This is a genomic window from Xanthomonas translucens pv. undulosa, from assembly GCF_017301775.1.
Lineage (GTDB): Bacteria > Pseudomonadota > Gammaproteobacteria > Xanthomonadales > Xanthomonadaceae > Xanthomonas_A > Xanthomonas_A translucens.
The window spans coordinates 2,968,026-2,992,462 of sequence record NZ_CP063993.1; the positions used below are offsets into that span (position 1 = coordinate 2,968,026).

A 24,437-nucleotide genomic window follows, 5' to 3' on the forward strand; every position below is an offset into this window, starting at 1 on the left:
TGCTAGGCTCTTCGAGTCCCGAGTCCCGAGTCCCGCAAAGGAATCCGCGTGTCCCCGATCATCTCCATCCAGCAGCTCACCAAGACCTATGCCGGCGGCTTCCATGCGCTGAAAGGCATCGACCTGGACATCCAGCGCGGCGAGATCTTCGCCCTGCTCGGCCCCAACGGCGCCGGCAAGACCACGCTGATCAGCGTGGTCTGCGGCCTGGTCAATCCCAGCTCCGGCACGGTGCTGGCCGATGGCCACGACATCGTGCGCGACTACCGCGCCGCGCGCGCCAGGATCGGGCTGGTGCCGCAGGAACTGGCCACCGATGCGTTCGAGACGGTGTCGGCGACGCTGCGCTTCAGCCGCGGCCTGTTCGGCAAGCCGAAGAACCCCGCCTACCTGGAGCAGGTGCTGCGCGAGCTGTCGCTGTGGGACAAGCGCGACAGCAAGATCTCCATCCTGTCCGGCGGCATGAAACGGCGCGTGCTGATCGCCAAGGCGCTGGCGCACGAGCCGAGCATCCTGTTCCTGGACGAACCCACTGCCGGCGTGGATGTAGAGCTGCGCCACGACATGTGGCAGATGGTGCGGCGCCTGCGCGAGCAGGGCACCACCATCATCCTGACCACGCACTACATCGAGGAGGCCGAGGACATGGCCGACCGGGTCGGGGTGATCAACCGCGGCGCGCTGGTGCTGGTGGAGGACAAGCGCACGCTGATGCGCAAGCTCGGCAAGAAACAGCTGGCGCTGACCCTGCAGGCGCCGCTGCCGGCATTGCCCGCGGCGCTGGCGGCGCAGCCGCTGGAACTGTCCGCCGACGGCGCGGTGCTGACCTATACCTACGACGTGCAGGCCGAGCAGACCGGCATCGGCAGCCTGTTGCGGCAACTGGAGGAGCACGGCGTAGAGATCAAGGATCTGCATTCCAGCGAAAGCTCGCTGGAGGAAATCTTCGTCAACTTGGTGCGCCCGGTCACTGCCGGCGCGCAGGTGCGCGCATGAACCTGCATGCGATCGCCGCGATCTACCGCTTCGAGATGGCGCGCACCTTCCGCACGCTCACCCAGTCGATCGCCTCGCCGGTGCTGTCGACCTCGCTGTACTTCGTGGTGTTCGGCGCGGCGATCGGCTCGCGCATGGGCGCCATCGACGGGATCAGCTACGGCGCCTACATCATCCCCGGGTTGGTGATGCTGTCGCTGCTCAACGAGAGCGTGTCCAACGCCTCGTTCGGCATCTACATGCCGCGCTGGGCCGGCACCATCTACGAGGTGCTGTCGGCGCCGGTGGCGTGGTGGGAGGTGGTGATCGGTTATGTCGGCGCGGCGGCGAGCAAGTCGGTGCTGCTGGGCCTGCTGATCCTGCTCACCGCGCGCGCGTTCGTGCCGTACGAGATCGCCCATCCGCTGTGGATGTTCGGCTTCCTGGTGCTGACCGCGCTGACCTTCAGCCTGTTCGGTTTCATCATCGGCATCTGGGCCGACGGCTTTGAGAAGCTGCAGGTGATCCCGCTGATGGTGGTGACCCCGCTGACCTTCCTAGGCGGCAGCTTCTACTCGATCAGCATGCTGCCGCCGCTGTGGCAGAAGATCAGCTGGTTCAACCCGGTGGTGTACCTGGTCAGCGGCTTCCGCTGGGCGTTCTTCGGCAAGGCCGACGTGCACATCGCGGTCAGCGCGGGCATGACCGGGGTGTTCCTGGCGCTGTGCCTGAGCGTGGTCTGGGCGATCTTCCGCAGCGGCTACCGGCTCAAGTCCTGAGCCGGCGGCCGCGGGCGGCGCTCAGGCGGTTTTTTCCAGGTAGTACGCCTCGACTTGGCCGTTGATCTTCATCGTCATCGGATTGCCGCGGCGGTCGCGCGCCTTGCCGACCTGCACGCGGATCCAGCCTTCGCTGACCGAATACTCCTCCACGTTGTCGCGCTCCACGCCGTTGAAGCGGATGCCGACGCCGCGCGCCAGCGCCTCGGCGTCGTGAAACGGGCTGTGCGGGCTGATCGCCAGGTGATCGGGAGGGGTATCGGGCATGGTCGTGGGTTCGCTTGGCGGCGAGTGGCGCCGTCTTCCGGAGGCGCAGGATAAACGCCTGCGGCGCCGCTGCCGAGTGTCGCCGCGCTTCCGTCGCCGCGCCCGGCGCGTCACACTGCGCGTTCCGCAGCACAGATCCGCCGCCATGCCCGACAACAGCGCCGACTACGAAGACCCAGACGACCTCAGCGGCGATGCGGACGACGACGATCCGGATACCCAGCAGGGGCTGATCTGGAACCTGCTGCTGCTGATCAATCCCGGCGACGACGAAACCGCGCTGCGCCAGTTCAACGCCTACCGCGAGGTGGCGGGCGAAGTGGAGAGCGACGGCGACGGCTGGCTGTGGACACTGAAGGACGCCATCGACTGGACCTCCGGCTTCTACGTGGACGGCGGCGATACCGTAGCGCTGATCGGTGCGATCGACGAACTGGCCGCGCGCTGGAACCTGCGCATCGACTGGGGCGGCGACCTCGACGACGAGGACTTCCTCGGCGCCCACGACACTGCCTCGCTGCTGGCGGTCGCCTACGACCGCCTGCGCGAGTACGGCTACAGCATCTGGTGCTGGGACACCGGCGGTGACGGCCGCGCCGGCTGGATGGCGCTCAGCCGCGACGACGAGGACATGCAGCGGCTGGCGGCGATCCTGGGCATCGATCTGCGCCCGGGCAGCGATCCGTTCTAGGCGCCGCGTGCGCCGTGCCGGTCCGGGCCGCGCACGGCGGCCCGGACGGCGGCCTGAGCGCTAGCTCTTCTTCGCGGTCTTGACGATCACCGGCGAACTCTGCGTCGCCCTGCCCTTGTTCAGTGCGATGACCAGGAACGCGTAGTAGGTGTTCGGCTTGAGGTCCTTGAACGTGTAGCGCGTGCCGCGGGTGAGTGCGTAGCCGCTCAACGCGCCGCTGGCGTAGTCTTCCGCAATCAGCTCGTACGCGGTCGCGTTGTCCGCCGCGCTCCATTCCAGCGTGCTCGTCGTCGTGGTCGGGCTGGCGTGCACGCCGCGCGCCTGGTTCGGCGGTGGCGTGCTGCTGTCGTGCGCGATGAGCAGGGAGTCGATCAGCAGCGAGGAGGACAGCATCGAGCCGAGCCCGGTCACGTTGTCGTAGCCCTGGCCGGCAGAGAAGCCGGCGACGCCGCCGAACAGCTTGGCGTTGCCATTGCTGCCCTTGAGCACGTCGTGGGTATCGATAGAGACGGTGCCGTCGAGAGTACTGTACAGGAACGGATTGGCGAAGCCGATTCGCCCCAGTCCCGCGTACTGGTGCGCCTGGTCGGCAATGGACATGAAGCTGGCCCAGATCGGCGCCGAGACGCTGGTGCCGCCCATGTTGATCCAGCCACCTTCCAGTTCGGAATAGACTGCGACCGGCGTGCTGGGGCTGGCCACGGCGGCCACGTCCGGGAAATTGCGTTGCGTGGACGAGCCGTGGTTGGGCGCGGCGATCGACGTCTGCTTGCCCTGGGCGTCGGCGATCAGCTGGTAGTCCGGGATCGGCCAGTAGGCACTGATGCCACCGCCTGTGGCGCCTTCGCCCTTGCCGAGCAGGTTCCAGGTTTCTTCGTTCAGGTAGCTGCCGTTCTGCCGGGTGAACAGCGCGGTGCCGCCGACCGAGGTGACCAGCGGCTGGGTGCCGGGATCCTCGCCGTGCAGGCCGCTGCCGGTGCGTCCGTAGGCGCCCTGGTCGCCGGAACTGACATAGACCCCCTGGCCTTGCGCGACCATCTGCGTCAGCACCTGGCCTTCCGCGGCGAGCGCCGCATTGCCCAGGATTTCCTCGTCCACCCCGTAGGAAATGCTCACCGTCTGCGCGGTATTGTCGTCGGCGATGGCGCCCAGTGCCGCCAGCAGCGACACCGGATACGGATCGTCGCCTTCTTCGTAGACCTGGATCTGCTGCAATTGCGGATTCACCGCGATCGCCATGTCGATGTCCAGCGCCGCCTCGCCAGCGACGCTTGTATCGTTGACCGCACCGGCATAGCCGTTGACGTTGCGGACCTTCACCGGCACGTTCGGCAGTCCGAACTTCTTGACGTAGGTGGCGATATCGCTGCTCAGGAAGCCGCCTTGTTCGAACAGCGCAAGGGTCTCCTGCTTGCCCGGTGCCAGTTGCGCGGGAATGGCATAGGCCGTGCGGATGTCCTGCGGACTCAGGCCGCCGTTGGGGCCGTGGCCGGCGGATTCGGTCGCCGCATGCGCATTGCCACTGGTGTGATCGTCGGCCATCGCCGCAGGCCTCGCCGGCGCGCGGATGGCCAGCGGCGCGAAGCGGACGGCGTCGTTGAGTCCGACGATGCCGCCGACGTGGCTGGCGATCTCGCGGGGCAATTGCGGTTGCCGATCGGCCGAAAAGAAGGTCTTGCCGTCGCTGGCCTGGTAGCGCCCGAAGTTCACCCCGAGATGGTGGGCGAAGGTGCTGGCGGGTGCCTTCAAGGTGATCAGCGAGCCGGCGCCGCCGATGCTCTTGACCTGCATTCCATGCGCCTGGGCGAAGGCCGTGACCGCGTCGATGTCGCTCTGCCGCGCGCCGAAGCGCGCCGCGAATTCGCTCGGGGTCAGGTAGTGCCCGTAGAGCGGATCGCCCGATCGCGACACATGCATCGCGTAGTCGTAGGCACCGGCACCGTCCTTCAACGGCAGGGTCATCACCACACTGATCGGCGCACTTGCCGTCAGCGCGCCGAGTTGCTTGGCGCTCTGCAGCTGCGCGGGGAGGTGGGCGATCTCGGGCGTCGCGGTCTGGCCGCTTTGCGCGGCGCTGATCGCAGGCGTGGAAAGCGTGGCCAGGCAGGCCAGGTGCAGAGGCATGCGGCGAAGCAGGGAGGCATCTTTCATGCAGTGGGTACCTTCGATAGGGAGCTGTGAAACGACCACGCCGGAACGACATGCACATGCACGCCGCAACGCTGGCGTGCCAGGATTCGAAACAATTAAAAAATGCGCGATTCAAACACAGCGAGCCTCTGCAGAGGCTCGCTCGAAGCATAGCGCTGTCGTTGGATGTTCCGTAGACAAATGCGGACAAGATTGAGCGCGGCTAAGAAAAGCCTTTGAGCTGGTCTGTTGAACCGCCACTGTGCGCTGTGCACACTTTCAAGGTCATGCCCAAACGGTGGGTCGAGTGCAGTTTTACGCGGCTGCAGAAGAGCCTACTGCTGTGGAAGAACTGCAAACGCAACCTCAACACCAGCTTGCAGTTCATCGCCAGAGGATTCTTGGCACTACTGCTCAGAAGGTCGTAAACAGGCCCTAAGGGGCGCATAGACGTTGTACATGGCCGGGCCGAAAAATTCTTCGGCCCGGCTGTATTGCATTGAGAGCATTATCCCTTGTAGCCGTTGTTCTCTTTGATTTCTTTGTAGGCGGCGTAAAGTTTACGATCTTTCTTTACTTCTTTCTTGGTGTCTTCTCTCTTGGTGTCTTCTTTCTTGGTGTCGATGGGAAGGCCATTAGGATATCTCTTCCAGAGGCTATACGCTTTCTGGCTAATTTGGGTGTCCTCTTGCACGCTAATGTGTGCCTGTCGGCCATCATCATAGCCAGGTACATCATGAGTGGTTTGCTCATCCGAAAAGCGTGCGTTGAATGCGCTTCCGGCAGTGCGGCGGCTAGCGTTCAGGCGCTGCAGCGACCGGAGCCCTGAGGATTGGGCGGGGCTTGGCGATTGATTGTGCGGCGGCGGTGAGCTTTCCGGGCTGCTTGTTTGGTAGGAGTGATAGCTGCTGCTTGATGCGCCACGAATTGGACTAGTCATGAAAAAACTCCAACATCAGACATGTATTGTTATGCGCGAGCCGGGAACGCCTTCGTCAGGCCGGTGCGGCGCCGCAACGCGAATGATCCGCCTAGTCAGTTTCTGGGGATTCTTGCGCAAAGAATCTTGTACGCCAAAAACGAAGGCTTCCGGGTACCTGATTACCCATCAGGGGTATCCCCTGATTCGGAGAGGATCGTGGCGGCGCCTATCCAGGTCCCAAGCCGTTCAATCGGCCTCGCCGCGCGCCTGTGCGCACGCCTGGCGGATCAGCGCCTTCATCAGCGCGCGATCGGTGTGCCGCGACACCGGCAGCGCGCCCAGCCGGATCGCTTCGTCACGCAAGGCGGCGGGCACGTCATAGTGCGCGCCGCTGCGTTTGTTCTGGAAGGCGCGGCGGGGAATGCCCAGCCGCGCCGCCATCGCATGCAGTTCGTCCAGCGTATCGGCGAGCAGGTGTCCCCAGCGCTGGCCGCGCCAGGGATGCACCGCATCGTCGATGTAGACCGCCATCGCCGCGCCGATCAGGCGGGCTTGTGCTTGCTGTCGGCGTCCGCTTCGGCGTCGGCCGCCGGCGCCGAAGCGTCGCTTCCTGCCGCGTCCGCTGCGCCAGCGGCAGCAGCGTCGCCGGCCTCGGCGACGCCATCTTCTTCTTCGGCCGCGGCCTCATCGCCCTCGGCGAACTCGGCGACCAGCGCGTCCAGATATTCGCCCGCGGTCTGGCCTTCGTCGGCAGCCAGGTCGTCGATCATCTGCTGCAACTGGGTCGAGTAGTCCAGGGTGATGGTGTTGCCTTCCTGCTCCTGCACGTTGGCCAGGTGCTTGAGCATCGCCAGCATCGGCACCGGGTTGTCGGCGTTGCCCATGGTCTGGCCACCGATCGACAGCCGCCATTCGCTGCCCTGCAGCCCGATCGCGGCCAGCACCCGGCCGCTGTCGTCCTGCAGCACGGCATGGTTGGCGATGGGCTGCTCGCGGCCCAAGCGGGCGAAGCCGCGTTTGGGTTGCTGCTTCTTGCGCTTGTCGCGCTTGGCTTTGGATTGCTTGGACACGTTCGTCTCGCTCGTGGAGTGGGCGCCATTGTAGCGGGGCCGGCCGGCATGACCTTCGGCAGGCTTTACTACATGTGTAGTCATCGATAGTTTGGCTACAGGTGTAGTTATCGGTTGCCGACACCGACGCACAGCCCGAACCATCGTCCCGCAGCCGCGGCGGGGGTTCGCCCTGGCAGCGGAATCGGCAGCGCGCTACGCCAGCGCGTGGTCGGTGGCGCTGCCGGCGGCTTCGCGCTGCGCGGATGCCATCGCCTCGTCCATTTCGATCCGCCCACCAGGAGACACCGCATGCTGCACTCGCACCTCATGCTCTGGCGCTGCCGCGCCGCCTTGCTGGTCCTGGCCGCCGTCGCCGTTGCCGCGATCCCGTGCGCGCAGGCAAGCACCCAGGATGCGGCGATGCCGAGCGCCGCCCGCAGCGCCGATGCCGCCCCACCACGTAGCCGGCGCGCAGCGCATGGCGATCCGTTCCAGCGTCACCACTCTGTCCAACGATCGCCGCAACGCGTCGGTGCTGTTCGAACATGGGGACACCAACGTGTACGGCAGCAGCGGCGACCTGCGCGAGGCGCGGCGTGCGCGCCGCGGCGAGGAGACGCTGTGGTGGATCCGCAAGGACGGCAAGCGCTACGTGGTGCGCGATGCGGCCACCATCGGGCAAGTGAAGGCCGCCTATGCGCCGGTCCAGGCGCTGGCACGGCAGCAGGGCGAACTCGGCGCGCAACAGGGGCGGCTGGGTCAGCGCCAGGGTGAGCTCGGCGAGCAGCAGGGCGCCATCGCGCAGCGCCAGGCGGTTGTGGCCGTCGAGCAGGCCAGGGCGGCCAGCGCGCAGGCGCGGCGCGCCGCCAGCGGCGATCAGGCCGCGTCCGCAGCTGCGCCACGCACCGACGCAGCGCAGGCCGATTACCCGCAGCAGATGCAGGCATTGGCCAAGCGCCAGTCGGCGTTGGCCGAACAGCAGGCGGGGTTCGCCAGGCAACAGGCGGTGCTGGCGCAACGCCAGCAGATCGCCAACGCGGCGTTGCAGCGCGACATCGAACGGATCGTGCAGCAGGCGATCGCGCAAGGCGTGGCGCAACCGCTGGCACCGTGAGCGCTGCGGCGCGAGTGCGCAATGCGGTGGACAGGTAGGTGCGCCGCTGGAGCGCTTTTCCGCAGTGGGGCATACCTGTAGGAGCGGCTTCAGCCGCGACAACGTCCGAAGCCAGAAGGCCCGCCGCTGCGTTCGTCGCGACTGAAGTGGCTCCTACAAGGATTCCACCGGCGCCGTGCAGCTGCGAGGCAGCTTGTGGGAGGGACTTCAGTCCCGACTGCATGCCAGCTCGGAAAATTCACCACTCCGCTTGTCGCGGCTGAAGACATTTGCTCCTACACAGGAGGGGGAGCGCGCCGAAACGTCTCAGCGCTGCTCCTCACCCTCGGCGGTCACCGTCACCGTCGCCGGCGACGGCGCCGTACTGCTGCGCGGCTTGCCGCCGGTGACGCTGTTGACCGCACGGATCGCTTCGCGGGCGGCGTCGGCCGCGATCTCCGGAGAGGTGGTGCGCGGCGCCGCGATCGTCACCGTCGCCGGCTTGGCGGCGCTTGCCGCCGGCGCCGCGGCAGGTGCTGCCGGGAGCGGGGCCGGCAGCTTCACCGCGGCGGGCAACGGCGGCGGCGCCGCGCTCGCCGTCGCGCTCAGGTCCGGCACCTTGGTGTCGGCATCGCTCTGCGGCTTGCCCAGCGCCAGCGCATGGTCGCTGCCGGCCAGCGCCGCGTCCTCGGCGTCCTTGGTCATCACCACGATGCTGATGCGGCGGTTGATCGGGTTGTCCGGCGTCTGCTTGTCGAACAGGATCGACGAGGACAGGCCGACCACGCGCGACACCTTGTCTTCGCCCATGCCGCCGACCACCAGCTCGCGCCGCGCGGCATTGGCGCGGTCCGCGCTCAGCTCCCAGTTGCTGTAGCCGTTCTTGCCGCTGTACTGGGTGACGTCGGTGTGGCCGGTGATGCTGATGTGGTTGGGCACTTCGTTGATGAAGCCGGACAGCTCGTGCAGGATGTCGCGGGTATAGGACTTTAGCACCGCGCTGCCGATGTCGAACATCGGCCGGTTCTCCTTGTCCACGATCTGGATGCGCAGGCCGTCCGGGGTCAGGTCCAGCAACAGCTGGTCCTTGAACGGCTCCAGCGCCTGGCTCTTGTCGATCGCTTGCTTCAGGTCCTGCATCAGCGCTTCCAGGCGCTGCTTTTCCTTCTCGCGCTGCGCCGCCTTGCTTTGCGTGTCGCCCTTCAGGCTCTTGCTGCCGAACGGATCCTTGTTGTCGCCGCGCTGCATGTCTGCGCTGCCGCCGAGCTTGATCATCGAGGTGCTGGCGCCGCCGGGACCGGCCATGCCGGGGCTCGGCGCCGGGCTCTTGCCGACCAGCGGGCTGGGATTGCGGAAGTATTCGGAGATCGCCGCGCGCTGTTCCTTGGTGGTCGCCGCGACCAGCCACAGCACCAGGAAGAAGGCCATCATCGCGGTCACGAAGTCGGCGAAGGCCACCTTCCAGGCGCCGCCATGATGGCCGCCGCCCTGGACCTTCTTGACCCGGCGGATGACGACGGTGGCTTTGGTCTCCGGCATGGCGGCGGCGCTACTTGATCGTCTTCAGGTGCGTCTCGAAGTCCGAGAAGCTCGGCCGCACGTTGCTCGGCAGGGTCTTGCGCGCGAACTCCAGCGCAATCTTCGGGTTGTAGCCGCGCAGGCAGGCCAGCAGCGCGGTCTTCACTGATTCGAAGATGCGGCTGTCCTGCTCGGCGCGCGCTTCCATCGCCGCCGACAGCGGCGCGACGAACCCATAGGCCAGCAGGATGCCGAGGAAGGTGCCGACCAGCGCGGCGCCGACGTGTTTGCCGATCTCCTCGATCGGGCCGCCGATCGAACCCATGGTGATGACGATGCCGAGCACCGCGGCGACGATGCCGAAACCGGGCAGGCCATCGGAGACCTTGCTCAGCGCATGCGCCGGCGCCATCGCTTCGTGGTGATGCTTTTCCAGCTCCAGTTCCAGCAGCGGCTCCAGCTCGTGCGGCTCGATGTTGCTGCCGATCATCAGGCGCAGGCAATCGGTGATGAAGTCGAGCAGGTGGTGGTCGCTCAGCACCTTCGGATAGTTGCCGAAGATCGCGCTGTCGGCCGGTTTTTCGACATGGTCTTCCAGGGCCATGAAGCCGTCGCGCCGCGCCTTGTTCAACAGCTCGTAGATCAGGGACAACGTGGCCCGGTAGTCGTCGGACTTGTACCGCGGTCCTTTGAACACGCCGGCAATGTCGATGAAGGTCGCCTTGACGATCTTGGCGGGGGTGCTGACCAGGAACGCGCCCAGCGCTGCGCCGCCGATGATCACCAGTTCGTAGGGCTGCCACAGTGCGCCAAGCTTGCCGTGCGACAGCACATAGCCGCCGACGACACTGATGATGACGATGAGGAAGCCGACAATGATGAGCATGGCGGAAGCAGCCTGCGAGCGGTGAACGGGGATACTTCCATTTCGGCCCGGCGGCGGCTTTCTGAAGTCGGCGCTGCCGCGGCGGCGGCGTGAAGGCGCGCGTGAAGATGGGTGTGACGATGCGCGTGAAAGCGCCGCCGGCGCGGCGGCAACGTACGCTGGCGTGCGTTGCGGTAGCCGTTTCGCTCTAGCGCTGACGCGCACTCAGGCGCAGCGAACTGCCGCAGCGCAGGCATTGCTGACGCGCAGCGACAGTTTCTTCGCTGGCGCGTGCCGCAGCGTGTGTGCGTTGTGCTCAAGATCGCATGCCGCAGCGGGTCGGCGTTATTCTCACGATTGCATGCCGCAGTGGGTCCGCGTTGTTCTCAAGGACGATGGGCAGCGCCGCGTCGCAGCGGCCTGCAGCACGGCGCCGCTCGCCGCTGCGGCGTCGCGGCGCTCAGGCCGGTTCGCTGTCGCCGCCGCCGCGGCGCAACGGATTGGGCAGCGCCTGGCCCTGCTCGGTGAATTGCAGCGACACCGAGTTCAGGCAATGCCGCTCGCCGCTGGGCGGCGGGCCATCCGGGAACACGTGGCCGAGATGGCTGTCACAGCGCGCGCAGACGATCTCGGTGCGGATCATGCCGTGGCTGCTGTCGCGGATCTCGCGCACGTGGTCCGGATGGTAGGGAGCGAAGAAACTGGGCCAGCCGGTGCCCGAATCGAACTTGGCGCTGGAACGGAACAGCGGCAGTCCGCACAGCCGGCAGCTGTAGATGCCTTCCAATTTGTTGTCCAGGAACACACCGCAGAACGGCGCTTCGGTGCCGTGCTGCAGCAGCACCCGGCGCTCCTCGTCGTCGAGCCCGGCGATCAGGCGCTCGCGTTCGGCAGAGGTGGGAGGCGTGAGGTCGAATCGGCTCATGGCGGGGCCTGCGGCGCGGAGGGATGCGCACAAGATGAGGGCGTCGCCGCGGCGATCAAGCCGTATCCGCTGCCGTATCGACGTGTCGCCCCGGTTGCGCTAGCGTTGGTGCATCGACGTTGGTGCAATGGAGCGGTTGTGCATCCTTCCCTGATCCGCGCGCTCGCCATCGCGCTGCTGCTGCCTGCGCTGGCGAGCGCGCAGAGCCTCAATCCGGCCCCGTCGTCGCCGACCGCCAGCCGGCAAGCGACTACGCTGAAGTCGGCGCCGGCCACCAGGGTCGCGCCCGTGTCGTCCAGCCTGGACGACCGGCCGCAGTCGCCCGCGCACAAGCCGGCCAAGACCAAGCCGGCACCCGCCAACGGCGCCAATGCCGCCGCCGACCGCCGTCCGGTCAAACTGTACGACCGTGGCGGCCGCGTCATTCCCGGTGCGCTGCAGGTCGGCCCCAACCGCGTGCTCGACACGCGCAGCGGCCGCTACTACAGCACCGTGCCCAGCGGCGACGGCCAGCGCATCGACGAGTAGGCGCCGATCGTTGGAGTGCATGGCCGTTGCGTGAAAACGGGCCAACGCTCCGTGGTCGCGATCCTCACGAACCGCTTCCTAGACTGGCCCGACCCAGGCGCTCCCGTCGCCTGTGCCGTTCCTTCGCTAGGAGAACCGATGAGCAAGCTTCCCGACAACACCCTGGTCGTCGTCGCCGATCGCATCAGCGCCCGCCTGTTCCGCACCAATCGGGCCGGGCAGACCTCGTTGCTGGAGCAGACCGAAGTGCTGACGCCCACGCCGATCGAAGGCGTCGAGGATGGCGACCGGCCGATGACCATGGACGAGGCCGGTTTCGTCCGCCAGCTGGCCGAGCGCCTGTACCAGAGCGCCTTGCGCAGCGACTTCGAACACCTGGTGCTGGTCGCCGACCCGCAGACCCTGGGCCAGTTGCGGCCGCTGCTGCACAAGGAAGTCCAGAAGCGGGTGGTGTCGGAGCTTGCCAAGAATCACGCGCACACCCCGCGCGACGAGCTGGAAAAGCTGCTCGCGTAAGCGTGTCCGTCGCGCAGGCCGATGCGGCAGGGCACTGCGCATTGCGCCCACTCCCTTGTGCCCTCTACAGTTATTTTCCCGTGGGGAGGAGGTGGCCCGACGGGCCGGATGAGGGTCCGGGTGCAGCCTCGTGCACCCAAACTCCGCGAGACGCTTTCGCGCCGGATCCTCACCCCAACCCCTCTCTCCCACGGGACTTCCTTCGGTCGCCGGCGGGAGAGGGGCTTGCGCTCAGTCGGCGATCGGCAGGCTCAGCGTCTCCTTCACTTCCTCCATCACGATGTAGCTCTTGGACGCGCGCACATGCGGCAGGGTCAGCAGGGTGCTGCCGAGCAGCTTGCGGTACGAGGCCATCTCGCTGATCCGCGCCTTGAGCAGGTAGTCGAAGTCGCCGGAGACCAGGTGGCACTCCAGCACATTGGGCAGCTTCAGCGCGGCGCGGCGGAATTCCTCGAAGATGTCGCCGGACTTGTAGGCCAGGCTGATCTCCACGAACACCAGCAGGCTGGCCTTGAGGTAATGCGGGTCCAGCCGCGCGTAGTAGCCGGTGATGGCGCCATCGCGTTCCAGCCGGCGCACCCGCTCGGTGCACGGGGTGGTCGACAGGCCGACCCGCTCGCCCAGTTCGGTGAAGGAAATACGCCCTTCCTGCTGCAGAATGCGCAGGATCTTGCGGTCGATCTTGTCCAGTTCGCGGGCGCGGGCGGCCATGGCGCAGGTCTCGGTGGGTTGGGGCAGGGCATTGACCTGTCCGATGTTCGAAAATCAGGAGAAAATCCTGAGTTGTGCTTCATATACTGCGCCTAAACCCATCCGTGGCGCCATCCAGCCAGGGATTTGATCCGACAGAGGTGAGTGCATGCGGGTTCTGGTTCTCGGCAGTGGTGTGATCGGCACGGCCACGGCGTGGTATCTGGCGCGCAGCGGCTGCGAGGTGACGGTGGTTGATCGCCAGCCCGCGGCCGCGCTGGAGACCAGCTATGCCAATGCCGGCCAGGTGTCGCCCGGCTACGCCTCGCCGTGGGCCGCGCCGGGGGTGCCGCTGAAGGCGCTGAAATGGCTGTTCCAGCGCCATGCACCGCTGGCCATCACCCCCACTGGCGACATCCACCAGTACCTGTGGCTGGCGCAGATGCTGCGCAACTGCACCGCCGAGCGCTATGCGATCAACAAGGCGCGCATGGTGCGGCTGTCCGAATACAGCCGCGACTGCCTGGACCAGCTGCGCGCCGACACCGGCATCGCTTACGAAGGCCGCCAGCTCGGCACCGCCCAGCTGTTCCGCACCCAGGCGCAGCTGGACGGCGCGGCCAAGGACATCGAGGTGCTGCGCGAGTACGGCGTGCCCTACGAACTGCTGGACCGCGCCGGCATCGCCCGCATCGAACCGGCGCTGGCCAGCGCCCCGGCCACCCTGGTCGGCGCGTTGCGCCTGCCCAACGACCAGACCGGCGATTGCCGCCTGTTCACCCAGCGCCTGGCCGCGCTGGCCGCCGCGGCCGGCGTGCAGTTCCGCTACGGCGAGACGATCGACGGCCTGCACGCCGATGGCGACCGCCTCGACGGCGTGCGCATCGGCGGCCGCCTGGAACGCGCCGACCGCTACGTGGTCGCGCTGGGCAGTTATTCTGCGCAGCTGCTCGCGCCGCTGGGCATCCGCCTGCCGGTGTATCCGTTGAAGGGCTATTCGCTGACGTTGCCGATCCGCGACGCGGCGCTGGCCCCGATGTCCACGATCCTCGACGAAACCTACAAAGTGGCGATCACCCGCTTCGACCAGCGCATCCGCGTCGGCGGCATGGCCGAACTGGCCGGCTTCGACCTGTCGCTGCCGGCACGGCGCCGCGCCACCCTGGAAAACGTAGTGAACGACCTGTACCCGCGCGGCGGCGACCTGGCCCGCGCCGAATTCTGGACCGGGCTGCGCCCGGCCACGCCCGACGGCACCCCGGTGGTCGGCGCCACCGGTTACCGCAACCTGTTCCTCAACACCGGCCACGGCACCCTCGGCTGGACCATGGCCTGCGGCTCCGGTCGCTACCTGGCCGACCTGATCGCCGTGCGCCAGCCGCAGATCAGCGGCGAGGGCCTGGACATCTTCCGTTATTCGCGCGGCGCCTCGGCGCCCGTCGCCGAGGCAAGTGCGTGCGCCCAGCCCGTGCGTTGATCGATCTGCAGGCGCTGCGCCACAACTACCGCCTGGCCCGGCGACTGGGCGGCGGCAAGACGCTGGCGGTGGTCAAGGCCGATGCCTACGGGCACGGCGCGGTAGCCTGCGCGCGCGCGCTGGAGGCAGAGGCCGACGGCTTCGCGGTGGCCTGCATCGAGGAGGCGCTGGAACTGCGCCATGCCGGCATCGCCGCGCCGATCCTGCTGCTGGAAGGGGTCTTCGACGCCGACGAACTGCCGCTGATCGCCGAGCACCGGCTATGGTGTGCGGTGGCCTCGCCATGGCAGGTGGAGGCGATCGCCGCCTATGCCGCGCCGCAGCCGCTGTGCCTGTGGCTGAAGCTGGACAGCGGCATGCACCGGCTGGGCCTGGCGCCGCACGAATTCCGTGCCGCGCATGCGCGGCTGAGCGCGTTGCCGCAGGTCGAACGGCTGGTGCTGATGAGCCATTTCGCGCGCGCCGACGAACTGGACAGCGCGCGCACCCTGGAGCAGGCCGAGGTGTTCCGCCAGGCCACCGCCGGCCTGGCCGGGGAGACCAGCCTGTGCAATTCGCCGGGGCTGCTGGGCTGGCCGCAACTGCATAGCGACTGGGGCCGCCCCGGGCTGATGCTGTACGGCGCCGACCCGTTCGCCGCCGGCGCCGAGCTGCCGGGCGAACTGCGCCCGGTGATGACCCTGCAGTCCAAGGTGATCGCGGTGCGCGAGCTGGCCGTCGGCGAGCCGGTCGGCTATGGCGCGCGCTTCGTCGCGCCGCGCCCGACCCGGGTCGGCGTGGTCGCGATCGGCTACGCCGACGGCTATCCGCAGTTCGCGCCGAACGGCACCCCGGTGCTGATCGACGGCGCGCCCGGCGCGCTGATCGGGCGGGTGTCGATGGACATGCTGACCGTGGACCTGACCGAGCACCCGCAGGCCGGGCTCGGCAGCGAGGTGCAGCTATGGGGCGCGCAGCCGCGTATCGACACCCTGGCCGCACGCTGCGGCTCCAGCGCCTATCGCCTGCTGTGCGGACTCAAGCGCGCGCCACGGCAGTACCTGGGCGGCTGAGCGTCGCAGGCGTTTGCAGGGGCGTCGGCGTGTGGCCTCGGGCCAGCGGCTGCGACCGTCAGGCCGGGAATGCGTGGTCTCGCGCGTCGATCGCCGCCAGCGATGCGCTGGCCGCACCGGGCGTTGCCGGTCGCGCCTGGTCGCGGCTGAAGCCGCTCCTACAAAAGCCGGGGTTGGCTGAAATGCCGGGTCGCACGCGCAGGAGGGTCCGCGGCGCATGCCGTTCCCGATTCCCAGCCCTGCCCGCATCACACCACCCGCTCAGCGTTCGGCCACCGCCGCCTGCTCGCGGAACTGGCGGCGCAGCCAATCGTCGAGCATCCGCTTCTCGTAGCGCAGCGGATCGTTGCTCAGGCCGATCGCGCTGTTCATCAGGTAGCTGCTGTCGAGCAGCTTGCGCTCGCCCTGCTCCAGCACCTGTCCGTCGGCGCCGTACAGGGTGAAGTTCAAGCTGATGCGCGGCGGGTAGATATCGCGCATGACCCGCACGTCGTTCCATTGCGGGCCGTGCCAGGGCTCGTAGTCGCCGGCGCGCTTGATGTCGGTCAACTCCACCTGCAGCCGGTGGCCGGGCGCCAGCTGCTTGCCGGCGCGCTGCTGCAGGTAATCGGCCAGTTGCTTCACCCAGTCGCCGCGCTGCGCTTCCCAGCGATTGCGGCTGTAGCGCAGTTCGCTGAAGGCGGCGGGGTCGGTCCAGCGCACTTGCACCAGGCTGTCGCCCTCGGTGCTGCGCACGGCCTGCGGATCGGTGACGTTGCGGGTCGCGGCAGAGGCGCCACCCGCCAGCAGGCAGGCCAGGGCCAGCGCCGTCCAGGCATATCGGATCTTCATGACGGATCTCCAAGGAAACGGCCCGGCCAGTGTGTGCCTGCGCGGGCGCGGCCGCAATCGCGGCGCCGCCACGTGCGGCGCGCGTTCTTCGCCGGTTCATTGGCGCGGCCAGGTGACACGCGGTTCACGCCGCGTCGCCGCGTGCTTCACGGTGCCGGCGCGACCATGGTGGCAACCAGCGTGATACGGGGATCGCATGAAGATGCCGCTGTTCCACCAGGCCCACGCCGCTTCGGACGTGCGCCTGCAGTTCATCGACTGGGCCAAGCGGCATGGGCATAGCCCGGCGAGCGGCGCGGCCAGCTTCGTCGATCAGCAGGCGGACCTGGACGCGGCGGCGCGTCATCTGCGGCTGAACCCGGGCGAGGACGTGCGCCAGGAACTGCGCCGTTACCTGGCCTCGCTCGGCGAGCAGCAGGACGTGGCGGTGCAGTTCCCGCCGATCTATGCCTACCGCAATCCGCAGGGGCAGGGTTTCCGCTATTCGTTGACCCTGGTGCTGGCCGAGAGCGGGGTCGAGTGGAAGGCGCGGGTCTGGAGCGGTCTTGAGTATCTGGGCCTGATCGTTGGCCGCGGCGCCGGCCAACGCGCCAACTACACGCGGCTTGCGCGGATGGCGGTGGAGCAGGAACTGGCCAGCGACAATCCCCGTTTCACGCTGGGCTAGGCCGGGAGCAGACCGCAATGTCCTGCGCAATCGCGCCAGAAGACGCCGCTGCGCCAGAGCACTGCCGGCAGCAATGCCGCGCGCTGGGGGTGGCGCGGGTCCAGCAGATGCTGGAGCAGTCGCCGCCGCCGTCATGGCGGCAGGAGGCCGAGCGCTGGCTGGAAGACCAGGCGCTGCGCAGCGCGCAGCTGACCCAATGCGGCGTCCTCGCGGGGATTGCGCTGGCATTGGTGGGGATCGTGCTGGTCGTCGTCTTCTTGTGGTGACCTGCCGCCGCCGGGCGGCCGGGCCGGCTTGACGGCAGCGGAGCGGCTTCACAAGATGCGGGGTCCGTCGTGCCATTGCCGGTCCTGTGCATCCGTCATCACGCCGTTGGCGCGGAGCGCGCTGTCGCCTCCGCCGCCGCAGGCCGTTTCCAGAGCAAACTCCGTCATGCATGTCAGCACCGAATCTTCCTCCACGTCGCGCACGCAGGCGTCGGACCTGGACTACCGCGAGATCTTCGACAAGATCGACTCCGGTTTCTGCGTGGTGCAGGTGCTGTTTGACGCGGACCAACGCGCCGTCGATTACGTGTTCCTGGAGGTCAACCAGGCGTTCGAGCGCGAGACCGGCCTGCGCGACGTGATCGGCAAGCGCATCCGCGAACTGTCGCCGACCAACGAGGAGCATTGGTTCCGCATGTACGGCGAGGTGGCGCTGAGCGGGCGCTCGGCAAAGCTCGAGAACTTCGCCGCCGGGTTCGGCCGCTGGTGGGCGGTAGAGGCGTTCCGCATCGGCGCGCCGGAACGGCATCTGGTCGCCGTGCAATTCCTCGACATCACCGAGCGCAAGCGTGTGGAGCGCGACCTGGCCGAGAGCGAGGCGCGTTTCAGCGCGCTCGCCGAGGGCCTGCCGATGCCGGTGTGGGTGCTGGATGCCAGCGGCCAGCTGCGTTTCACCAATACCGCCTACGCCGAATTCTTCGGCATCGACCTGCAGGCCGACGACGCGTGGCCGGGCTGGGGCGACGTGCTGCACCCGGAGGATGCCGGCGTGTTCGCGTTCGAACTGCGCAGCGCGCTGGACGAGCAGCGCAACCTGCGCGCGCTGGTGCGCGCGCGTCGCCACGACGGCGAATGGCGCTGGATCGAGATGACCGCGGTGCCGCGCTATTCGGCCGAGGGCGAATTCATCGGCCTGGCCGGCAGCAGCCCCGATGTCACCGAACGCCGCGACATCGAACTGGCCCGCGAGCAACTGCTGGAATCGGAGCGCAGCGCGCGCAACGCGGCCGAGAGCATGGCACGGCTGAAGGACGAATTCCTGGCCACGCTGTCGCACGAACTGCGCACGCCGCTGACCACCATCCTGGGCTGGAGCGACCTGCTGCTGCAGCGGCTGCCGCCTGGCGACCCGAGCAGCAAGGGGTTGTCGGTGATCGCCAGCAGCGCGCGCGCGCAGCAGCGGCTGATCTCGGACATGCTCGACCTGAGCAGCATGCTGCTGGGCAAGATCCAGCTGGAAGTGGAGGCGCTGGACCTGACCGAGCAGGTGCGCGAAGCGCTGCGCGCGCAGGAGCCGGTGGCCGAGGGCAAGGACCAGGCGCTGAGCCTGCGCGAGCCGTCACATCCGTGCGTGGTGCTGGGCGACGCCACGCGCCTGCAGCAAGTGTTCTGGAACCTGTTGTCCAATGCGATCAAGTTCACCCCGGCGCATGGCCGCATCGAGCTGGCGATCGACGTCGATGCCGATGGCGAACACGCCACGGTGGCGGTACGCGATTCCGGCGACGGCATTCCGCCGGAGTTCCTGCCGCATCTGTTCGGCCGCTTCCGCCAGGCCGACGGCACCACCACCCGCCTGCACGGCGGCCTCGGCCTGGGCCTGGCGATCGTGCAGCAACTGGTGGAAATGCATGGCGGCCAGGTCAGTGCGGCCAGCGAAGGCCGCGGCTGCGGCGCGGTGTTCACCGTGCGTCTGCCGCTGCACCGCGACAAGGCGGGCAAGCGGCCGATGCGCGAGGTGCGTACGTTCGCGGTGGCCGAGCAGGTGGTGGAAGCGTATGCGCTGAAGGGCATGCGCCTGCTGGCGGTGGAAGACCAGCCGGACATGCTCGAATACCTGCGGCGGCTGCTCGAGGAGCAGGGCGCGGAGGTGGTCACCGCCGGTTCCGCCAGCGAGGCCTTGGCGCTGCTCGACGATGGCGGCCACACCCGCATCGATGTGATGGTCACCGACATCGGCATGCCGGGCATGGACGGTTATGGCCTGATCCGCACCATCCGCGACAATATGGGGCTGCAGGCGGCCGAGTTGCCGGCGGTGGCGGTGACCGCGCTGGCGCGTGCCGACGATCGCCGCCGCGCGCTGCAGTCCGGCTTCCAGGAGCACCTGGCCAAGCCGTACAGCGTGGCCCAGCTGGTGTCCGCGGTGCGTTTCGCGCGCCAGCAGTAGCCGCGCTTTCCGGCGTTCAGCGCATTGCCGCTCCGTTGCGCAGGGTCCTTCGCAGGAGCGGCGCATACGCAAGCCCGCCGATGCGGTGCATCCCGATCCCTGCGCCATCGCCGCATTGCAGGCATGGCGGCCGACATGGCCGGACCAGGCGCAGGCGCTGCTGCGCCTGGACGATGGCCGCCAGGTCAGTGGCACGGTCTCGGTGCGGCCCAGCTTGCAGACCTTCCGCGACCCGTAGGAACGCGAGGGCCGCCAAGCGGTGGTGCGGCTGGACGATCTGCTGCATCCCGAGCAACAGCACGACGTCTGGCTGGATCGCATCGGCGAGGTCGCGCCATTGACGCCGACCTCATTAGGCAGGCACGGCGACGCATAACGGTATTTGTGACATCTATTTCACGTTTACCGAGCGCGCGCTGTGCATCATCGGTGGTTCTGTCGTCACCATGGAGAGTTGAGCAGCGATGATGCGACTTCCTACGTCCGCAGCCCGTTGGGCCTTTTGTTTCCTGTCCGCTGCCGCATTGAGTGCCTGTGGCGACACCGCCAAGCATTCCATCGAGGACGGGATGGGGCCCGACCCGGTGCTGCCCGACCCGGTCAAGCGCATGATCCCCACGGTGAAGGTCGCCGAGGTCAAGCGCTGGGCCGAAGGCGCCGCGCCGGTGCCGGCCGAAGGCCTGGCGGTGCAGGCCTTCGCCCGCGACCTGGACCATCCGCGCTGGATGTACGTGCTGCCCAACGGCGACGTGTTGGTGGCCGAGACCGCGGCGCCGCCGGCGCCGGAAAAGGAAGGCAGCGGCCTGCGCGACAAGATCCAGGGCGCGATGATGGCCAAGGCCGGCTCGACCGTGCCCAGCGCCAACCGCATCACCTTGCTGCGCGACGCCGATGGCGACGGCGTGGCGGAGGTGCGCACGCAGTTCCTCAAGGGCCTGTATTCGCCGTTCGGCATCGCCTTGGTCGGCGACCGCCTGTACGTCGCCAATGCCGACGCGCTGGTCAGCTTCCCGTACAAGGAGGGCGACACCCAGATCAGCGCCGCGCCGCGCTTCGTCGCCAACCTGCCCGGCGGCATCAACCATCACTGGACCAAGAGCCTGCTGGCCAGCCGCGACGGCAACAAGCTCTACGTCGGCGTCGGCTCCAACAGCAACGTCGCCGAAAACGGGATGGACGCCGAACTCAACCGCGCCGCGATCCTGGAAGTGGACGCGCACAGCGGCGCCACCCGGGTGTTCGCCAGCGGCCTGCGCAACCCCGTTGGCCTGGCCTGGCAACCGGGTGCGGACACGCTGTGGGTGGTGGTCAACGAGCGCGACGAGATCGGCAGCGATCTGGTGCCCGACTACCTGACCTCGGTGCGCGAAGGCGGCTTCTACGGCTGGCCGTACAGCTACTACGGCCAGCACGTGGACGAACGCGTGCAGCCGCAGAACGCGGAGATGGTGGCCAGCGCGATCAAGCCGGACTATGCGCTCGGCCCGCATACCGCCTCGCTTGGCCTGACCTTCTACGAAGGCGCGCTGTTGCCGCAGGCGTATCGGGGCGGTGCCTTCATCGGCCAGCACGGTTCCTGGAACCGCGATCCGCCGTCCGGCTACAAAGTGATCTATGTGCCCTTCGCCAACGGCAAGCCCAGCGGCAAGGCGCAGGACGTGTTGACCGGCTTCCTCGACGCCGAAGGCAAGGCCCAGGGCCGCCCGGTCGGCGTGGCGGTGGACAAGCCCGGCGCCCTGCTGGTGGCCGACGATGTCGGCAACGTGATCTGGCGGGTGACGCCGAAGGCCGGACCATAGTCGGGGTTGGTTCGCTGTGCCCGGCCTCGTCGTGCGGCCGGGCGATGATCGGTCGGGAAGACCGATTGCCTAAGCCCAACAGCGCGCGGCATTGCTATCGCCATGGCCTTTGTAGGAGCGGCTTCAGCCGCGACCGGGCGTTACCAGTAGTAACGCCCGGTCGCGGCTGAAGCCGCTCCTACAGTGAGTACATACGCATCTGATTGCATCCGAATCGAATGCCTGCTTCGCCCGGGTAGATCCCGGGCAATCAATCCAAAGGCCTAATGCTCCACCGGCGCCGGCTCCACGCCGAAGCGGCGTGCGTAGCCGCGCTCGCTGACCACGCGTTCCACCTCGGTGTCGCCGAGTTCGGGCGCAGCATAGACCGCATACACCACGCTGCCGTCGTCGCGTTCGCCGCGCTGGTGCAGTCGGTAGCGCGGGCGTCCGGTGCCGGTGTTTTCCGGATAGTGCAGCGGCGGTTGGCTGCCTTCCAGATCCACTTCGCTGTTGTCGACGACGCCACCGATGAACACTGCACGCATATGCCTCTCCAATCCGTCCGGGGTGACCTGCAGCCTAGGCGCGGCGATGTTGCCATTGCATCAATGATGCGTTCACTGGGCGCAAAACCGGGCCGGCGCCGGGCTGCCGCTAGAATGCGCGCTCCCTGACCGATTCCGATCCCGATGCCGGCTCTGCAAGACGCTCCCCTCGATACCCTGTTCCTGCCGTTCGCCCAGGGCGCGCTGCGCTGGCCGGCCGGCAAGGTGCTGTTCCTGCGCGCGCGCGACGGCTGGGCGCTGCGCCAGCACGCGCAGCCGGCGCAACTGGTCTGCGAGCAGGGCTACCGCCCGTTCGCCACCGCCCTGCAGCAGGGCGGCTGGCAGGTCCGCGCCGAGGATGCCGACGACCACGACGACGCCGGCGGCTATGCGCTGGTGCTGGTGCTGCCGCCGCGCCAGCGCGACGAGGCGCGGGCGCTGCTGGCGCGCGCGCTGGCGCTGGCCGCGCCGGGCGGCATCGTGGTCGCCTGCCAGTCCAACAACGAAGGCGCGCGTTCCGGCGAGGACGACCTGCAGCAACTGGCCGGCCTGGGCGGCAAGCTGACCAAGCACCACTGCCGCGTGTACTGGACCGCGCCGCTGCACGGCGGCCACGACGCCGCGCTGCAGCAGCGCTGGGCCAGGCTCGACGCGCCGCGGCCGATCCTGGACGGACGCTTCCGCAGCCGTCCCGGGGTCTTCGCCTGGGACCGCATCGATCCGGCCTCGGCGCTGCTGGCCGAGCATCTGCCGGCCGACCTGGCCGGCCGCGGCGCCGATCTCGGCGCCGGCTACGGTTATCTGTCGGCGGAATTGCTGGCGCGTTGCCCGACCATCGCCGCACTGGACCTGTTCGAGGCCGACGCGCGCGCGCTGGCGCTGGCGCGGTCGAACCTAGCGCAGGCGCAGGCCGCGGTGGAGATCGGCTACCACTGGCACGACGTGACCGCGGGGCTGCCGGCGCAGTACGACTTCATCGTTAGCAATCCGCCGTTCCACGCGCCGGGGCGGATGGAGCGCCCGGACATCGGTCGCCGCTTCATCGCCGTGGCCGCGCAGGCGCTCAAGCCCGGCGGCAGGCTGTACCTGGTCGCCAACCGGCACCTGCCGTACGAGGCGGTGCTCGACGCCAGCTTCGGTGACACCAAGGTGGTCGCCAGCCGCGACGGCTTCAAGCTGATCCTGGCGGTCCGCGCCCGCGCCACGGTGCGCCGGTGAAACTGGTCAAGCATCTGGCCAATCTGGGCTACGGCAGCCGCAAGCAGGTCACCCTGATGTTCCGCGAAGGCCGCATCACCGACGCCGACGGCGAGGTGCTGTACGCCGACGACCAGATCGAACATGCCGCGATCCGGGTCGATGGCCAGGCGCTGGATCCGCCGCCGGGGCTGATCCTGGCGCTGCACAAGCCGGTCGGCTACACCTGCTCGACCAAGGACCCGGGGCGCATCGTCTACGACCTGCTGCCGCCGCGCTTCCGCCTGCGCTCGCCGTTGCTGTCCACGGTCGGGCGGCTGGACCGCGATACCAGCGGGCTGTTGCTGATGACCGATGACGGCGCGCTGCTGCATCGCATCGTTTCGCCGAAAGCGCAGCTGGCCAAGGTCTACGAAGCGACCCTGGCCGAGGACCTGCGCGGCGACGAGGCGGCGCAGTTCGCCAGCGGCACGCTGCTGCTGGACGGCGAGACCACGCCGCTGCTGCCGGTGCAGCTGGAGGTGCTGGGCCCGCGCCAGGCGCGCATCACCCTGTACGAAGGCCGCTACCACCAGGCGCGGCGCATGTTCGCCGCGGTCGGCAACCACGTGGTGACCTTGCACCGCAGCCGTATCGGCGGCTTCGCGCTGGACGCGAGCTTGCCGGCCGGGCAGTGGCGCGTGCTGGAAGCGGCGGATCTGGGGCGGGTGTTTGGGTGAGGGTGTATCGGGACTGGGGACTGGGGACTCGGAAAAGCCGGGGTGCTGCTTGGTGCTGTCTGCCCGGATTTTTGTAAAGCGCGGCAGCGTTTGTAGGAGCGGCTTCAGCCGCGACGAGCGTTACCCATAACGTCTGTCGCGGCTGAAGCCGCTCCTACAGGGTCTTGCAGGGAGACACGATCCGGATGCGCTTTGCGCGTTACGCGAACAGCTTTTTCCACCCGTCCAGCCCCAGCTGTTCCAACGTCTGCAGATTGCGCTCCACGATCACGTCCGCGTCCGGGAATGCGGCCACGGCGCGTTCGACGCTGTCCTCGCGCAGCAGGTGCAAGGTGGGGAAGGGCGCGCGGTTGGTGTAGTTGCCGATGTCGTCCCGCGCGGTGCCGGCGAACTGGTAGTGCGGATGGAAGCTGGCCACCTGCAGGATGCCGTGCAGGTTCAGCGCGTCCACCGCGGCGTCGGCGTTGTCGAGAAAATCGTTGTAGTCCAGGAAATCGCCCAGCACCTGCGGATGCACGATCAGCGTGGTGTCGATCTGCGCGGCCGGCGTGTCGCGCAGCAACAGCAGTTCCTCGCTCAACTCCTCCAGCAACGCCTCCGGCGTGGTCGCGTCGCTGAGCACGTAGCGGATCTGCTGCTTGACGTGCACCGCCTTGGCGAACGGGCACAGGTTCAGGCCGATCACCGCGCGCTCCAGCCATAGGCGGGTTGCGGCGATCGGATCTGAGTTGGGGTCGAGGTGGTTCAAGGCGATTCCAGCGGGCGAGGGCGGGCGGCGATC

The 24,437-nt window shown here is 68.0% G+C and carries 27 protein-coding genes and 2 pseudogenes; 16 read left to right on the forward strand and 13 right to left on the reverse strand.

The features are described 5' to 3' along the window. Positions 1–48: 48 nt before the first annotated feature. Together ISN38_RS12545 and ISN38_RS12550 are read left to right on the forward strand one after the other, a co-directional pair. Complete coding sequence (locus ISN38_RS12545; RefSeq protein ID WP_060748011.1) at positions 49–996, forward strand: ABC transporter ATP-binding protein; 948 nt, start codon at positions 49–51, stop codon at positions 994–996. Beyond that, positions 993–1,754: an ABC transporter permease gene (locus tag ISN38_RS12550; protein ID WP_003465683.1), complete on the forward strand. Its 762-nt coding sequence runs from the start codon at positions 993–995 to the stop codon at positions 1,752–1,754. The genes ISN38_RS12545 and ISN38_RS12550 overlap by 4 nt, the downstream gene beginning before the upstream one ends. 21 nt (positions 1,755–1,775) lie before the next feature. On the opposite strand, the gene ISN38_RS12555 is transcribed toward ISN38_RS12550, so the two are convergent. After that, positions 1,776–2,021: a DUF3297 family protein gene (locus tag ISN38_RS12555; RefSeq protein WP_003465681.1), complete on the reverse strand. Its 246-nt coding sequence runs from the start codon at positions 2,019–2,021 to the stop codon at positions 1,776–1,778. A 145-nt stretch (positions 2,022–2,166) separates the two neighbouring features. Here ISN38_RS12555 and ISN38_RS12560 point away from each other — a divergent pair, with 145 nt between their 5' ends. Further along, on the forward strand, positions 2,167–2,712 hold the full coding sequence (locus ISN38_RS12560; RefSeq protein WP_003465679.1) for a DUF6630 family protein: 546 nt from the start codon (positions 2,167–2,169) through the stop codon (positions 2,710–2,712). A gap of 60 nt (positions 2,713–2,772) precedes the next feature. Here ISN38_RS12560 and ISN38_RS12565 read toward each other — a convergent pair whose 3' ends face one another. After that, entirely contained in the window at positions 2,773–4,836 is a 2,064-nt protein-coding gene (locus ISN38_RS12565) for a protease pro-enzyme activation domain-containing protein (protein ID WP_233243525.1), read from the reverse strand. A 275-nt stretch (positions 4,837–5,111) separates the two neighbouring features. Here ISN38_RS12565 and ISN38_RS12570 point away from each other — a divergent pair. Continuing rightward, positions 5,112–5,270, forward strand: a pseudogene (locus ISN38_RS12570) (IS5/IS1182 family transposase); the annotation flags it as partial. Positions 5,271–5,350: 80 nt separating this feature from the next. Here ISN38_RS12570 and ISN38_RS12575 read toward each other — a convergent pair. The 4 genes from ISN38_RS12575 to ISN38_RS20385 form a co-directional block, all read right to left on the reverse strand. Continuing rightward, positions 5,351–5,782, reverse strand: coding sequence for a hypothetical protein (locus ISN38_RS12575; RefSeq protein ID WP_108085183.1), 432 nt, complete (start codon positions 5,780–5,782; stop codon positions 5,351–5,353). Positions 5,783–6,010: 228 nt separating this feature from the next. Further along, positions 6,011–6,295, reverse strand: coding sequence for a DUF4031 domain-containing protein (locus tag ISN38_RS12580; protein ID WP_003465674.1), 285 nt, complete (start codon positions 6,293–6,295; stop codon positions 6,011–6,013). An 11-nt stretch (positions 6,296–6,306) separates the two neighbouring features. Beyond that, complete coding sequence (locus tag ISN38_RS12585) at positions 6,307–6,834, reverse strand: hypothetical protein (protein ID WP_108085182.1); 528 nt, start codon at positions 6,832–6,834, stop codon at positions 6,307–6,309. A gap of 195 nt (positions 6,835–7,029) precedes the next feature. Continuing rightward, entirely contained in the window at positions 7,030–7,317 is a 288-nt protein-coding gene (locus tag ISN38_RS20385; RefSeq protein ID WP_233243524.1) for a hypothetical protein, read from the reverse strand. Between ISN38_RS20385 and ISN38_RS12590 the strand changes: the two genes are divergently transcribed. Continuing rightward, positions 7,295–7,930, forward strand: coding sequence for a hypothetical protein (locus ISN38_RS12590; RefSeq protein WP_233243523.1), 636 nt, complete (start codon positions 7,295–7,297; stop codon positions 7,928–7,930). The genes ISN38_RS20385 and ISN38_RS12590 overlap by 23 nt on opposite strands. Positions 7,931–8,236: 306 nt before the next feature. Here the strand turns inward: ISN38_RS12590 and motB are convergent, their stop codons facing one another. The 3 genes from motB to msrB all read right to left on the reverse strand — a co-directional run bounded on the left by motB (position 8,237) and on the right by msrB (position 11,217). After that, positions 8,237–9,448, reverse strand: coding sequence for a flagellar motor protein MotB (gene motB, locus ISN38_RS12595; RefSeq protein ID WP_003465668.1), 1,212 nt, complete (start codon positions 9,446–9,448; stop codon positions 8,237–8,239). Between the two features lie 10 nt (positions 9,449–9,458). After that, a complete protein-coding gene (gene motA, locus ISN38_RS12600) occupies positions 9,459–10,313 on the reverse strand; it encodes a flagellar motor stator protein MotA (protein WP_003465666.1) in 855 nt (284 codons plus the stop codon). Positions 10,314–10,752: 439 nt separating this feature from the next. Further along, positions 10,753–11,217: a peptide-methionine (R)-S-oxide reductase MsrB gene (gene msrB, locus ISN38_RS12605; protein WP_003465665.1), complete on the reverse strand. Its 465-nt coding sequence runs from the start codon at positions 11,215–11,217 to the stop codon at positions 10,753–10,755. Between the two features lie 138 nt (positions 11,218–11,355). Here msrB and ISN38_RS12610 point away from each other — a divergent pair, with 138 nt between their 5' ends. Further along, positions 11,356–11,745: a hypothetical protein gene (locus tag ISN38_RS12610; protein ID WP_003465664.1), complete on the forward strand. Its 390-nt coding sequence runs from the start codon at positions 11,356–11,358 to the stop codon at positions 11,743–11,745. A 138-nt stretch (positions 11,746–11,883) separates the two neighbouring features. Beyond that, positions 11,884–12,261, forward strand: a complete 378-nt coding sequence (locus ISN38_RS12615; protein ID WP_003465663.1) for a baeRF12 domain-containing protein — start codon at positions 11,884–11,886, stop codon at positions 12,259–12,261. A 231-nt stretch (positions 12,262–12,492) separates the two neighbouring features. On the opposite strand, the gene ISN38_RS12620 is transcribed toward ISN38_RS12615, so the two are convergent. Continuing rightward, entirely contained in the window at positions 12,493–12,972 is a 480-nt protein-coding gene (locus tag ISN38_RS12620) for a winged helix-turn-helix transcriptional regulator (RefSeq protein ID WP_003465662.1), read from the reverse strand. Between the two features lie 148 nt (positions 12,973–13,120). Between ISN38_RS12620 and ISN38_RS12625 the strand changes: the two genes are divergently transcribed. Then, the gene (locus ISN38_RS12625) at positions 13,121–14,428 is read left to right on the forward strand and encodes a D-amino acid dehydrogenase (protein ID WP_003465661.1); all 1,308 of its coding nucleotides are present in this window, start codon (positions 13,121–13,123) and stop codon (positions 14,426–14,428) included. Beyond that, positions 14,407–15,480 carry an alanine racemase gene (gene alr / locus ISN38_RS12630; protein WP_003465660.1) on the forward strand — a complete coding sequence of 358 codons (1,074 nt, stop codon included), beginning with the start codon at positions 14,407–14,409 and terminating at the stop codon, positions 15,478–15,480. The genes ISN38_RS12625 and alr overlap by 22 nt, the downstream gene beginning before the upstream one ends. A gap of 261 nt (positions 15,481–15,741) precedes the next feature. On the opposite strand, the gene ISN38_RS12635 is transcribed toward alr, so the two are convergent. Then, complete coding sequence (locus ISN38_RS12635) at positions 15,742–16,311, reverse strand: DUF3016 domain-containing protein (RefSeq protein WP_003465659.1); 570 nt, start codon at positions 16,309–16,311, stop codon at positions 15,742–15,744. A 196-nt stretch (positions 16,312–16,507) separates the two neighbouring features. Between ISN38_RS12635 and ISN38_RS12640 the strand changes: the two genes are divergently transcribed. From ISN38_RS12640 to ISN38_RS12660, 5 genes and pseudogenes are all read left to right on the forward strand, one after another. After that, entirely contained in the window at positions 16,508–16,978 is a 471-nt protein-coding gene (locus ISN38_RS12640) for a hypothetical protein (RefSeq protein WP_206711837.1), read from the forward strand. Positions 16,979–16,995: 17 nt separating this feature from the next. Beyond that, positions 16,996–17,244 (forward strand): hypothetical protein, encoded by a 249-nt coding sequence (locus tag ISN38_RS12645; protein WP_141695987.1) that lies wholly within the window; start codon positions 16,996–16,998, stop codon positions 17,242–17,244. A 166-nt stretch (positions 17,245–17,410) separates the two neighbouring features. Further along, positions 17,411–19,414 carry a PAS domain-containing hybrid sensor histidine kinase/response regulator gene (locus ISN38_RS12650; RefSeq protein WP_003465655.1) on the forward strand — a complete coding sequence of 668 codons (2,004 nt, stop codon included), beginning with the start codon at positions 17,411–17,413 and terminating at the stop codon, positions 19,412–19,414. 85 nt (positions 19,415–19,499) lie between these two features. Continuing rightward, positions 19,500–19,790 (forward strand): annotated as a pseudogene (locus ISN38_RS12655) (DUF3247 family protein). Between the two features lie 88 nt (positions 19,791–19,878). After that, complete coding sequence (locus ISN38_RS12660) at positions 19,879–21,213, forward strand: PQQ-dependent sugar dehydrogenase (RefSeq protein ID WP_003476130.1); 1,335 nt, start codon at positions 19,879–19,881, stop codon at positions 21,211–21,213. A gap of 263 nt (positions 21,214–21,476) precedes the next feature. On the opposite strand, the gene ISN38_RS12665 is transcribed toward ISN38_RS12660, so the two are convergent. Beyond that, positions 21,477–21,740, reverse strand: a complete 264-nt coding sequence (locus ISN38_RS12665) for a hypothetical protein (RefSeq protein WP_003465648.1) — start codon at positions 21,738–21,740, stop codon at positions 21,477–21,479. Between the two features lie 144 nt (positions 21,741–21,884). Between ISN38_RS12665 and ISN38_RS12670 the strand changes: the two genes are divergently transcribed. Together ISN38_RS12670 and ISN38_RS12675 are read left to right on the forward strand one after the other, a co-directional pair. Next, positions 21,885–22,958 (forward strand): class I SAM-dependent methyltransferase, encoded by a 1,074-nt coding sequence (locus tag ISN38_RS12670; protein WP_047325338.1) that lies wholly within the window; start codon positions 21,885–21,887, stop codon positions 22,956–22,958. After that, positions 22,955–23,656, forward strand: a complete 702-nt coding sequence (locus ISN38_RS12675) for a pseudouridine synthase (protein WP_004425459.1) — start codon at positions 22,955–22,957, stop codon at positions 23,654–23,656. The genes ISN38_RS12670 and ISN38_RS12675 overlap by 4 nt, the downstream gene beginning before the upstream one ends. Before the next feature lie 199 nt (positions 23,657–23,855). Here the strand turns inward: ISN38_RS12675 and ISN38_RS12680 are convergent, their stop codons facing one another. Continuing rightward, entirely contained in the window at positions 23,856–24,404 is a 549-nt protein-coding gene (locus ISN38_RS12680) for a DUF1415 domain-containing protein (RefSeq protein WP_004425458.1), read from the reverse strand. Between the last annotated feature and the right edge of the window lie 33 nt (positions 24,405–24,437).